Source organism: Leifsonia sp. 22587, assembly GCF_052044215.1.
GTDB lineage: Bacteria > Actinomycetota > Actinomycetes > Actinomycetales > Microbacteriaceae > Leifsonia > Leifsonia shinshuensis_C.
Map to the genome: position 1 here is coordinate 1 of NZ_JBQENB010000002.1, position 11,304 is coordinate 11,304.

At 71.4% G+C, this 11,304-nt stretch carries 11 protein-coding genes; 3 read left to right on the plus strand and 8 right to left on the minus strand.

All coding sequences use genetic code 11. The features are described 5' to 3' along the window. Window positions 1–133: 133 nt before the first annotated feature. The 4 genes from nhaA to ACTJI1_RS07960 all read right to left on the minus strand — a co-directional run bounded on the left by nhaA (window position 134) and on the right by ACTJI1_RS07960 (window position 4,606). Window positions 134–2,026 (minus strand): Na+/H+ antiporter NhaA, encoded by a 1,893-nt coding sequence (gene nhaA / locus ACTJI1_RS07945; protein ID WP_440742195.1) that lies wholly within the window; start codon window positions 2,024–2,026, stop codon window positions 134–136. Window positions 2,027–2,139: 113 nt separating this feature from the next. Beyond that, window positions 2,140–3,315 (minus strand): alcohol dehydrogenase catalytic domain-containing protein, encoded by a 1,176-nt coding sequence (locus tag ACTJI1_RS07950; protein WP_440742196.1) that lies wholly within the window; start codon window positions 3,313–3,315, stop codon window positions 2,140–2,142. A 32-nt stretch (window positions 3,316–3,347) separates the two neighbouring features. Continuing rightward, entirely contained in the window at window positions 3,348–4,253 is a 906-nt protein-coding gene (locus ACTJI1_RS07955; protein ID WP_440742197.1) for an SRPBCC family protein, read from the minus strand. Then, window positions 4,253–4,606 carry an ArsR/SmtB family transcription factor gene (locus ACTJI1_RS07960; protein WP_440742198.1) on the minus strand — a complete coding sequence of 118 codons (354 nt, stop codon included), beginning with the start codon at window positions 4,604–4,606 and terminating at the stop codon, window positions 4,253–4,255. Before ACTJI1_RS07960 ends, ACTJI1_RS07955 begins: the two co-directional genes overlap by 1 nt. A gap of 115 nt (window positions 4,607–4,721) precedes the next feature. Between ACTJI1_RS07960 and ACTJI1_RS07965 the strand changes: the two genes are divergently transcribed. Then, entirely contained in the window at window positions 4,722–5,147 is a 426-nt protein-coding gene (locus ACTJI1_RS07965) for a Rho termination factor N-terminal domain-containing protein (protein WP_440742199.1), read from the plus strand. Window positions 5,148–5,202: 55 nt separating this feature from the next. After that, window positions 5,203–7,503, plus strand: coding sequence for a maltose alpha-D-glucosyltransferase (treS, locus tag ACTJI1_RS07970; protein ID WP_440742200.1), 2,301 nt, complete (start codon window positions 5,203–5,205; stop codon window positions 7,501–7,503). 108 nt (window positions 7,504–7,611) lie between these two features. Here the strand turns inward: treS and ACTJI1_RS07975 are convergent, their stop codons facing one another. From ACTJI1_RS07975 to ACTJI1_RS07985, 3 genes are all read right to left on the minus strand, one after another. After that, window positions 7,612–8,658, minus strand: a complete 1,047-nt coding sequence (locus ACTJI1_RS07975) for an LLM class flavin-dependent oxidoreductase (RefSeq protein WP_440742201.1) — start codon at window positions 8,656–8,658, stop codon at window positions 7,612–7,614. A 63-nt stretch (window positions 8,659–8,721) separates the two neighbouring features. After that, window positions 8,722–9,408: an NADPH-dependent F420 reductase gene (locus ACTJI1_RS07980; protein WP_440742202.1), complete on the minus strand. Its 687-nt coding sequence runs from the start codon at window positions 9,406–9,408 to the stop codon at window positions 8,722–8,724. Beyond that, window positions 9,405–9,905: a MarR family winged helix-turn-helix transcriptional regulator gene (locus tag ACTJI1_RS07985; protein ID WP_440742203.1), complete on the minus strand. Its 501-nt coding sequence runs from the start codon at window positions 9,903–9,905 to the stop codon at window positions 9,405–9,407. The genes ACTJI1_RS07980 and ACTJI1_RS07985 overlap by 4 nt, the downstream gene beginning before the upstream one ends. 105 nt (window positions 9,906–10,010) lie before the next feature. On the opposite strand from ACTJI1_RS07985, the gene ACTJI1_RS07990 reads away from it, so the two are divergent. Beyond that, complete coding sequence (locus tag ACTJI1_RS07990) at window positions 10,011–10,304, plus strand: hypothetical protein (RefSeq protein WP_310128096.1); 294 nt, start codon at window positions 10,011–10,013, stop codon at window positions 10,302–10,304. 366 nt (window positions 10,305–10,670) lie between these two features. On the opposite strand, the gene ACTJI1_RS07995 is transcribed toward ACTJI1_RS07990, so the two are convergent. Then, window positions 10,671–11,304 (minus strand): alpha-hydroxy acid oxidase (locus tag ACTJI1_RS07995; RefSeq protein ID WP_440742204.1); only part of this gene is annotated, 634 nt, incomplete at its 5' end.

The window sequence follows — 11,304 nt, forward strand, 5'->3', positions numbered from 1 at the left end:
GATCGTCGGAGAACGGGTCCGGAATCTCCGACGCAAGGCTCTGCGGCGGGAGATGCGCGCCGGAAGCGGCTGGATCTCCGACGGACGGTCGCGGATCTCCGACGGAAGCAGCCCCGCCCCGGCTCCGCGCCGGCTACGCCGGCGTCTGGGCGGCCGCGCCGCCCTCGGCGGGCGCCTGCAGCGCGCGGATGAGCGACTGGGCGTCGTAGGGGCCGACGTGGCGGCGTCCGTTGATGAAGAAGGTGGGGACGGCCGTGATGTCCATCGCCTCCGCGTCCAGCATGTCGTCGCGGACGCGCGCGGCGACCTCCGGCGAGCTGAGGTCCGCCTCGAAGCGGTCCAGGTCGAGACCCAGCTCCTCGGCGCGGCGCAGGATGTCGGAGGGCAGCTGGTGCTCCTGGTCGGCGAAGAGGGCGCGCTCGAACTCGAAGAACATCCCCTGCTTCGCCGCCGCCTCCGACGCCTCCGCCGCGGCGAGCGCGTTCGGGTGGAACCGGGTCAGCGGGGCGTGCCTCCAGACGTAGCGCAGCCGGTCGCCCAGTTCCCGCTGCACCTCGAACACCGAGCCCGTCGCCTTCAGGCAGAAACCGCACTGGAAGTCGCCGTACTCGACGATCTCGTAGGGCGCATCCGGCGAGCCGAAGACGTGGTCGCGCGCCGGGTCGACCGGGCGGACGAGCGTCAGGCCGGCCTCGTCCTTCGGACGGTGGGCGTCGGAGATACGGAAGACGACCGTGGCGACACCGAACGCGACCAGCGTGGCGGCTAGAACGCCGACGCGCGCCGCGTTCTGCGCGGCCTCGTCGGGGATGGCGAGGTCGACGATGAACAGCGAGATCGTGAAGCCGATGCCGCACAGCGCCGCTCCCCCGGCGAGCCGGTCGAGCGTGAGGCCCGGGCCGAACTCGCCGATCCGCAGCACGCGCAGCAGCGCGGCCGACCCGAACACGCCGATGAACTTGCCGACGACCAGCCCCACGAGCACGCCCCACGCGATCGGAGAGACGAGCGCGCCCATCAGGATGTCGCCGCTCAGCCGGACGCCGGCGTTCGCCAGCGCGAAGAGCGGGAGCACCACGTAGGCGACGTACGGTCCCCAGGCGGACTGCAAGCGCTCGTTGATCGAGATCGACTCGCGCAGGCTGTTGGCGGCGGCGCGGGCGTACTCCGTGTTGGGCGACTGCCGGAACGTGCGGGCGAGGTCGAGCGCGTGCTCCACATCCCGCCGGTTCGGCCGGTACACGGGCACGAGCAGGGCGATGGCGACACCGGCGAGGGTGGGATGCACGCCGGACGCCAGGAACGCCAGCCAGACGATGATCGCGAGCGTCGCGTACACCGGTCCGCGGCCGCCCCGCAGGTAGCGCGTGAAGTAGACGCCCACGAGCCCGACGGCCGCGACGATGAGCGGGATCGGGTTGAAATGCTCGGTGTAGACGAGCGCGATGATGCTGAGTGCGCCGATGTCGTCGACCACGGCGAGCGCGAGCAGGAACACGCGGAGGCGGCCGGTCGCGTGCGGCCCGACCAGGGCCAGCGCGCCGACCAGGAACGCCGTGTCGGTCGAGATGACGACGCCCCAGGCGTGCTGCATCCCCGTCCCGGCCGTGAACAGCACGAAGATCACGGCGGGGACGGCCAGGCCGAAGACGGCGGCGACGACGGGCACGACGGCGCGCGACCAGCTGGTCAGCTCGCCGATCGCGAACTCGCGCCGCACCTCCAGCCCCACGGTGAAGAAGAAGATCGCCATGAGGGCGTCGTTGACGAGCGAGTGGAGGGTGAAGTCGAGGGTGAGATCGCCCACGCCGACGGTGAGGTGCGTCTCCCAGAACTCCTCGTAGCCGGCGAAGGAGATGTTCGCCCAGACGATCGCGACGAGCGTCGCGGCGACGAGCAGCAGCGCGCCGAGGCGGCTGCGGCCCATCATGCGGAACCGCTCGGCGACGGTCGGCCGGCGGTCACGGGACTCGCCCGGCGACTCCGGGTCGGGCGAACGCTGGATGACGGTGAGCGGGATGGTCACGGGAGCGACTCTAGCGAGTGCCGCGCCCGTGGTCACGCCCGACCGGCGCCCGCCGGTGCCCGACCGGCGCCCAGCCGGCACCCGGCGTGTGCCCGCCGTCGCCAGCGGCGCGCTCAGGGCGTGAGGACCACCTTGATGCAGCCGTCCTCCTTGTCGCGGAAGACGTCGTACATCCGCGCCGCCTCCTCCAGCGGCACGCGGTGCGTGACCAGGTCCTCGGTTCCGAGCGGGTCGGCCGGGTCCTCCACGAGTGGGAGCAGCTCGTCCCGCCAGGCGTGGACGTTGCACTGCCCCATCCGCAGCGTCACCTGCTTGTCGAACAGGTTCATGAACGGCACCGGATCGGCGACGCCGGCGTAGACGCCGCTCAGGGAGACCGTCCCGCCCCGGCGGACGGCGTCGAAGGCGAGCGTCATGGCCGCCATCCGGTCCACCCCGACCGTCGTCATCAGCTTCTGCGCCACCGGATCCGGCAGCAGGCCGACTGCCGATTGCACCGCCGCCGTCCCCGGGTTGCCGTGCGCCTCCATGCCGACGGCGTCCACGATGCCGTCCGGGCCACGCCCGTCGGTGGCCTCGCGGAACCAGTCGGCGACGTCGTCACTGAGGTCGAAGGTGTCCACTCCGTGGCGCTCGGCCATCGCACGGCGCTCGGGCACCGGGTCGACGGCGACGACGCGGTGGCCGAGGTGCACGCCGATCCGGCTGACGAACTGGCCGACGGGCCCGAGGCCGATCACGCCGAGGACGCCGTGCTCCGGAAGTTGCGCGTACTGCACGCCCTGCCACGCCGTCGGGAGGATGTCGCTGAGGAACAGGTAGCGGTCGTCGGGCAGCTCCGACCCGACGCGGTAGGCGTTGAAGTCCGCGAGCGGAACGCGCAGCCGCTCCGCCTGGCCGCCGGGGACCGAGCCGTACAGCTCGGTGTAGCCGTACAGGGTGGCGCCGGTGCCGTGGTCGTAGTTCTGCGTGGTCTCGCACTGCGTCGTCAGGCCGCGGCGGCACATGAAGCAGGTGCCGCAGGCGATGACGAACGGGATGACGACCCGGTCGCCGACGCGGACGTTCCGCACCTCCGGGCCGACCTCCTCCACGATCCCCATCGGTTCGTGACCGAGCACGTCCCCCTTCGCGAGGAACGGCCCCAGCACGTCGTAGAGGTGGAGGTCGCTGCCGCAGATGGCGCTGGACGTGATGCGCACGATCGCGTCGGTCGGCTCCTGGATGACGGGGTCGGGGACGTCCACGACGGCGACCTTCTTGGTTGCTTGCCAGGTGAGTGCTCTCATGCTGCGTTCATACGCCCCACCACGGCGGGCTGCTACGGGTTGCGCGCGCGGGCTCCGGCGAGGACGGCCGCCAGTTCGCCGAGGGTGAAGTCCCAGCCCTGCCGGTACGACTCCGCCGGTGCGTCGTCCTCCCACGGCCCGGTGTGCCGCACGGTCACCAGGGTGCCGCGCCCGGCCGCGCTGAGCATGATGTCCACCGCCTCGTCGACGCTCGAGCCGTCGGCGTCGATCCAGCGCCAGCCGAAGGCGAGGCGCTGCGGCGGTTCGACCACGAGATAGCGGCCCTCCACGGCGATCGCCGCACCCGGCGCATCGATCCGGTAGCGGCCGCCGACGCGCACGTCCGCCTCGATCGTCACGTCGCTCCAGTGCCGCCACCACCAGGTCCGAAGGCCCTCGGCGGTGGCGATGGCCGCCCAGACCCGCTCGGGCTCGGCATCCACCGTTCTCGTGACCTCGAGCGGGCGGGCGCCGATGAGGCCCCAGGCGCCGGCGCCCTCTGCGACCGCCTCGCCGCCGGTCAGCGACCGGTTGAGCGCCGCGAGGGCGTCGTCCCAGCCCCGGCCGGACGGCGCGACCCGCTCCTCCGACGCGAGCCGATGGCGCAGCGTCAGCTCGGCACGCCCGGCGCCCGTGTCCCTCCACTCGGCGGAGAGGATGCTCTCGGGCTCCTCGCCGTGGACCCACGACACCTCGAGACCGTCGTCGTCGCAGCGCCGGATGCGCCCGGTCGCCGTGCCGTCACCGCCGAGGTCGACGCGGAACTCTGCTCCGGCGCCGGAGGGCGCGCCCTCCACCGACCCGAACCAGCGGGCCAGGCGCGGAAGAGAGGTGCAGGCGTCCCGCAGCTCGCCGGACGTCGCCCGGTACTCCCTCCGGAGCACCAGCTCAGGATGCCGTGGCGTGCCGATCAGCGCCCGGACCGTTCGCGGGTCCATCAGCGGGCCTCCGGCCGTCGTGCGCCGGGATCCCGCTGCGAGCGGTCCCTCACCAGCTCGGTCTCCAGCGCATCCAGCCGCTGCGACCACATCCGGGTGTACCGGTCGACCCAGCCGGTGAGGTCGTCGAGCGCTCCCGGCACCAGTCGGTAGATCCGCTGGGACCCCTGCCGTTCGGCCGTGACGACGTCGGCGTCGCGCAGCACGCGCAGCTGATTCGACACCGCGGGCTGCCCGATGCCGAACTCCCGCATGATCACCGCGCCCACGCGCCCGGCCGGAGCCTCCTCTTCGGCCAGCAGTTCCACCATCCGCCGCCGGACGGGGTCGGCGAGCACCGAGAATGAGTTCATGCGCGGATGATATCAGCGCTTGCTGATATCCGAAAGAGTCGCGCGCCTTGCCCTGCCGCCGACCCCGTGGCACCGTTCATGGCGGGGCCGACGACAGCTGGGGAACGGAGAGAGCATGGCGAAGCAGAAGAAGCTCGAGAAGGCCGCGCAGAAGGCGTTCGAACGCGCCGAGGAGGCCGTCGCCGAGGCGCGCGACGCGGCCGCGAAATTGGACGCCAAGAAGGCGAAGAAGGCCAAGAAGCACGCCAAAGAACTCGAGAAGGAGCACGCGGAGGTCGTGGGCCGCAGCGTTCGCTCGGCGAGCGCCGCGGAGGACGGCGGCGCCCCTCCGATCGACCTCACGCCGCCGCTCCCCACCGTCCGCGACGACAGCGTCGACGAGACCGTCGAGTACGCCGGATCGGTGACCACGAGCGCGCCCCACGACCCGGAGCTGGACCAGCTGACCGTTCAGGCGCTGCGCGATGTCGCGCGCACCCGGGGGCTGCGGAACGTCTCCAAGCTGACCAAGGGCCAGCTCATCGAACGTCTCAGCGAGTGACCCGCGCGGGTCGTCGCAGCACAGGGCTAGGTTGGCAGTCACGGAAGGAGAGCGCGTGAACGACGAGGCACCCGAGGTGACCGAGCAAGACCCGACGATCGTGGACGCGGAGGCCGCGCCCGCCGCCGGAACCGAGGAGGTGGAGGCGCCGCCGGAGGAGATCACCTACGACGAGCAGCTGTACCCGGCCCGTCCCCGGCGCCTGCGCCCGCGCGCCAACCTGCGCGGCGGGAGCATCCGCCGCACGTTCTCCGACCCGCGGGCCGCCAACGGGCAGAACCCGGCCTACGTCGAGTGGCTCGTGCGCCAATCCATGCTCAAGGATGCGGACGTGCTCAGCCGGCAGCTCTCCGGCTCGCCCAGTATGTGGCGCAACCCCTACGCCCGGCCGGATGCGCGGCGCGCGGTGTCGACGTCGGACGTCTGGTTCACGGCGTACCCGATCTCGCTGATCACGCGGCCCGGCGAGTCCTTCCTCACCGCGCTCGCCGACCCGGAGCTCTGGACGGCGTTCGAGCGGATCGGCATCAACGGCGTCCACACCGGCCCGGTCAAGCGGGCCGGCGGCATCCGCGGCTGGCAGGAGACCCCCAGCGTCGACGGCCACTTCGACCGGATCGGCACCCAGATCGACCCGGCGTTCGGCGACGAGGAGACGTTCCGCCGGCTGACCGACGTCGCGGAGGAGCACGGCGGCAGCGTCATCGACGACATCGTGCCGGGTCACACCGGCAAGGGCGCGGACTTCCGCCTCGCCGAGATGGCGTACAAGGACTACCCCGGCATCTACCACATGGTCGAGATCCCGCCGGACGAGTGGCACCTGCTGCCCGACGTCCCCGACGGCCGCGACTCGGTGAACCTGGACGAGTCGACCGAGGCCGCGCTGGCCGAACGCGGCTACATCATCGGCGAGCTGCAGCGGGTCATCTTCTTCGCGCCCGGCGTCAAGGAGACCAACTGGAGCGCGACCGCCCCCGTCATCGGCGTCGACGGCATCACGCGGCGCTGGGTGTATCTCCACTACTTCAAGGAGGGGCAGCCGTCGGTCAACTGGCTCGACCCGACGTTCTCGGGCATGCGGCTCGTCATCGGCGACGCCCTGCACTCGCTGGGCGACCTGGGGACGAGCGCCCTGCGACTGGACGCGAACGGCTTCCTGGGCGTCGAGAAGAGCGCCGAGGGGATGCCCGCCTGGTCGGAGGGCCACCCCCTCTCGCACGCGGCGAACCACATCATCGCCGGCATGGTGCGCAAGGTCGGCGGGTTCACCTTCCAGGAGCTCAACCTGACGGTCGAGGACATCCGCGACACCGGCGCCGTCGGCGCGGACCTCTCCTACGACTTCATCAACCGCCCCGCCTACCACCACGCGCTCGCGACCGGGGACACCGAGTTCCTGCGGCTGACGCTGCGCACCTCCCTCGAGCTGGGCGTCGAGCCGGTGAGCCTGGTGCACGGGATGCAGAACCACGACGAGCTCACCTACGAGCTGGTCCACTGGGCGACCCTGCACCAGAACGACGTCTACACGTTCCGCGGCGAGGAGATCACCGGCGGCGAGCTGGCCCAGCGGATCCGCGCCGACCTCACCGAGGCGATCACGGCGCCGACCGCGGACTACAACCTGGTGTTCACGACGAACGGCATCGCCTGCACGTCCGCATCCCTCATCGCCGCGACGCAGGGGCACGCGACACTGGACTCGATCACGGAGGCCGACATCCCGGCCATCCGCGACGCGCACCTGCTGCTCGCCGCGTTCAACGCCTGGCAGCCCGGGGTGTTCGCGCTGTCCGGATGGGACCTGCTGGGGGCGCTGACCCTCCCCCGCGAGCAGGTCGCGGACCTGATCGCCGAGGGAGACACCCGCTGGGTGGAACGCGGCGCGCACGACCTCCTCGGCGTCGCGCCTGAGGCGGAACGCTCGGCGTCCGGGATGCCGCGCGCCCGCGCCCTCTACGGACCGCTGCCGGAGCAGCTGAAGCGGCGCACCTCGTTCGCGAGCGGCCTCCGGCAGCTGCTGCGCATCCGGAACCGCTGGGGCATCGCGTCGGCGCGCCAGGTGGACGTGCCCGACGTCGCCCATCCCGGGATGCTCGTGATGGTGCACGAGCTGGAGACGCTCGACGAGCAGGGCCTGCCCGTCGTGCAGCTGACGGTGCTCAACATGACGGATACCGCGGTCGACGGCACGGTGCGCTCGGAGGCGCTGCCGCACCGCGCGACCGTGACGGACGCGGCGGACGGCAGCGAGGTGGGCACGGTGGACGACCTGGCCAGCTTCCCCGTGAGCGTGCCCGCCTACGGCGCCCGCTTCCTGGTGCTGCAGCGCCCGCCCGCCGCCGAGTCCTGACCCGCGCCCCCGCCCCACCGTCGAGTACACGAATAGTGCACNTCCGGCGGCGTGTCGCGTGCACTATTCGTGTACTCGACGGCGGGGGCTGGGCGGGGGCGGGGCGGGTTAGGCGAGGAGGTCGCGGACGCGGGGGACGACCTGGTCGCCGAAGAGACGGATGGTCGTGAGGAGCGACTCGTCGGTCATCCCGGGGATGCCGTATTTGAGGTCGAAACGGTTGGCGCCGACGACCCGCAGGTTGGCGGCGATCTTCGCGGCGACGGTCTCCGGCGAGCCGACGTAGAGGCTGCCGTCGGGGCCGAGCTCGCGGCGGAACGACGCCTCGGTCGGGATGGCGAAGCCGCGCGTCGCGCTCACCTTGGCGATCATGTCGCGGTAGTGCGGCCAGAACTCCTCGCGCGCCTGCTCGTCGGTGGCGGCCACGTGCCCGGGCGAGTGCAGGCCGATCTGCTGCGGCTCCCGCCCGAACTGCTCCAGCGCCTTCTGGAAGAGCTCGCTGTACGGTGCGAACCGCGCTGCGGGACCGCCGATGACGGCGAGCATCAGCGAGAAGCCGTAGTGCGCGGTGCGGATGACGGACTCCGGGCTCCCTCCTACGCCGATCCAGGTCGGGAGCGGCGACTCGAGGTGCGGCACCACATCCTGGTCGCGCAGACCGCTGCGGGTGGTGCCCTCCCAGGTGACCGGTCCGCCCTCGCGGAGGTGGGCGAACAGGTTCGTCTTCTCCTCGAACAGCTGCTCGTAGTCGGAGAGGTCGAAGCCGAACAGCGGGAACGAGTCGATGCTCGAGCCGCGGCCGAGGATGACCTCGGCCCGGCCGTCCGACACGGCGTTCAGGGTGGAGTAGCGCTGGAAGACGCGCACGGGGTCGTCGGAGCTCAGCACGGTGACGGCGGACCCCACGTGGATGCGCTCGGTGCGCGCGGCGACGGCGCTGAGCACGATGTCGGCCGCCGAGAGCGGCATGTCGTCGAGGTGGTGCTCGCCGATGCCGAAGAAGTCGAGCCCCGCCTGCTCGGCGGCGACCCCGTGACTGACCAGGTCGCGAATGGTCTGGGCGTGCGAGATGGGCCGGCCGTCGGCGTCGCTGGTGACGTCGCCGAAGGTGTTCAGGCCGAAGGTGAGCGGGAAGCTCGGGGATGCGATGTTCATTTGTGTGCTTTCGGGTGTGACGTGCTGGGTGCGTTGGGGCGGGTGGGGTGCGGTCGCCGCCGGTCAGGCGGCGATCTCGGCGGAGGCCGCGGCTGCCGCGGCGCTCTCGCCCGCGACGGCCGCGCGGAAGGCGTCCGCGTCGAGGCGTGCGCCGAAGACGGGACCGCCCGGCTCGAAGGCGACGCCGTCGCGCAGGCCCTCGACGAGGACGGTGTCGTAGCCCGAGTCCTCGATCAGGGTCGCCACGAGCACGGCCGCCTCCGGATCGTCGGAGGCCACGCCGAGGGCGCGGCGGTCCGGATCGCCCGGCAGCCGCCGGTCCTCCTCCATCTCGTGGTAGCCGATGTGGTTGAACGTCTTGACGACGGTGGAGCGCGGAAGCTCGCGCTGCACGATCTCGCTGCTGGTGAGGTCGGTGTCCTCGAACAGCGGCTGTACGCCGTCGGTCGGCGCCCAGTAGTTCATCGAGTCGATGACGACCTTGCCCGCCAGCATCCCGCGGTCGAGCCCGGCGAAGCGGTGCAGCGGGATGGCGAGGATCACGACGTCGGCGCCGGCCACGGCATCCACCGCCCACTCCGGGCGTGCGCCCGGCATGACGACCGAGGCGATGAGCCGGATACGCTGAGGGTCGCCGGAGGCCGCGACGGCGACCTCGTAGCCGGCGTCGAGCAGGATGCGTGCGAGCGTCGATCCGACGTGTCCGACGCCGAGGATCGCGACGCGGGGTCGCCCGGAGGCGGTGGTCATGGGCGGTTTCCTTCTGAAGTCTGCTGGTCGGCCGCGGTGCGGTCGAGGTGGCTGCGGATGCTGTCGAGCGCGCCGGCGAGGGCGTCGAGCTGATCGGGGCTGAGTGCGTCGGCGAAGAGCCGCTTCACGGCCCGCAGGTGCGGACCGCTGGCGCGGCGGATGGCGTCGAGGCCGCCCTCGGTGAGGACGACCAAGGCGCCGCGGTTGTCGCCGGGACACTCGGTCCGCCGGATGAGGCCGCGCTTCTCCATGCGCCCGAGATGGTGCGAGACCCGGCTGCGCTCCCAGTCGATGGCGTCGGCCAGCTCGGACGACCGCAGGGTGCGGCCCTGCGCCTCGGTGAGGGCCAGCAGCACCGCGTAGTCGCCGGGTGAGAGCTCCACCTTCTGGAGCTCGGCCGAGAGCAGGCGGCGCAGATCGCCGGTCGTGTCGAGCAGCGACCGCCACACGACCAGTTCGTGGTCGGTCAGTCGCTCGGCGTTCTCGGTGGGGGTCATGCGGTCCTCGTCCTGATCGGTGTCACTCGTTTAGATGACACGTCAATCAACTGCTCCGCCCACCGATTTGTTCCCGCCGGCGCGCGCGCCTTGTACCGTTGCTGCATGACCGAGCTGCCGGACGCCCTCCCCGCCGACTACGACCCCGCCACCGTCTTCCGGGTGGTCGCGATGCCGGTCTCGCAGGGCTGGGGGATCTGGCTGCGGGCGGCCGACGACAGCATCATCCACAGCTTCGGGCTCGGCTTCCCGCCCGGGACGCCGTTCCTCCCCGACGTGCTCGACATCCTCGGCCCGATCCTCAACCTCCAGTACGCGCTCGCCTTCCACGGCCCCGAGTCATGGGACGAGCTCGAGGGCCACTGGTCGGCCGTCGTCTACGAGTACACCCCGCGCTGACCGCCGCCCGCGCGCGCCGGTACGCTCCACGATTTGTGCCAAATCGCGGTTTTCGCCGCCGCATAACCACGATTTGGCACAAATCGTGAGCCACCCTCGCCGCGACATGGGTCGGGCGGGGAGACATTCGGCACGAATGTGGGCCTTCGTGTGCTGAGAGGCCGCATTCGGCACGAATGTCGGCCCGATCAGGCGTCGGTGTCCTCGCGGACGGACTCGGGGTCGGCACGGACCGTCGCGCGGCGCCGCGATTTGGCACAAATCGTGACCCGCGCTCGCCGTGAAGGGGTCGGGCGGGGCGACATTCGGCACGAATGTGGGCCTTCGTGTGCGGAGAGGCCGCATTCGGCACGAATGTCTGCCCGGTCAGGCGTCGGTGTCCTCGCGGACGGACTCGGGGTCGCGGCGGAGGGGCTGCAGCCGGGTGAGTTGCGTGACGTGCTGCGGGCCGAGTTCGGCAAGCGAGGTGACCTGGAGGAGTTTCATGGTGCGGACGAGCTGGTCGGTGAGGATCTGGATGGTGCGGTCGACCCCGGCGCGCCCTCCGGCCATCAGGCCGTAGAGGTAGGCGCGTCCGATCAACGTGAACTTGGCGCCCAACGCGTAGGCGGCGATGATGTCGGCGCCGTTCATGATGCCGGTGTCGATCGCGACCTCGGTGTGGTGCCCGACCTCGCGCACCACGGACGGGAGGAGGTGGAAGGGGATGGGGGCGCGGTCCAGTTGCCGTCCGCCGTGGTTGGAGAGCACGATGCCGTCCACCCCGTGATCCACCAGGGTGCGGGCGTCGTCGACGTTTTGCACGCCCTTGATGACCAGCTTCCCCGGCCACATCTCCCGGATGATCTTCAGGTCGTCGTAGTTGATCGACGGGTCCATCGCGGCGTTCAGCAGGTCGCCGACGGTGCCTCCGGTGGAGGACAGGGAGGCGAACTCGAGTTTCGGGGTGGTGAGGAAGTCGTACCACCACCACGGGCGCGGGATGGCGTTGATGATGGTG

Coding starts and splice junctions, on each gene's coding strand:
- ACTJI1_RS07950 (WP_440742196.1), bottom strand. CDS start 3,315: ATGAGAGCACTCACCTGGCAAGCAACCAAGAAGGTCGCCGTCGTGGAC.
- ACTJI1_RS07955 (WP_440742197.1), bottom strand. CDS start 4,253: ATGGACCCGCGAACGGTCCGGGCGCTGATCGGCACGCCACGGCATCCT.
- ACTJI1_RS07960 (WP_440742198.1), bottom strand. CDS start 4,606: ATGAACTCATTCTCGGTGCTCGCCGACCCCGTCCGGCGGCGGATGGTG.
- ACTJI1_RS07965 (WP_440742199.1), top strand. CDS start 4,722: ATGGCGAAGCAGAAGAAGCTCGAGAAGGCCGCGCAGAAGGCGTTCGAA.
- ACTJI1_RS07975 (WP_440742201.1), bottom strand. CDS start 8,658: ATGAACATCGCATCCCCGAGCTTCCCGCTCACCTTCGGCCTGAACACC.
- ACTJI1_RS07980 (WP_440742202.1), bottom strand. CDS start 9,408: ATGACCACCGCCTCCGGGCGACCCCGCGTCGCGATCCTCGGCGTCGGA.
- ACTJI1_RS07985 (WP_440742203.1), bottom strand. CDS start 9,905: ATGACCCCCACCGAGAACGCCGAGCGACTGACCGACCACGAACTGGTC.
- ACTJI1_RS07990 (WP_310128096.1), top strand. CDS start 10,011: ATGACCGAGCTGCCGGACGCCCTCCCCGCCGACTACGACCCCGCCACC.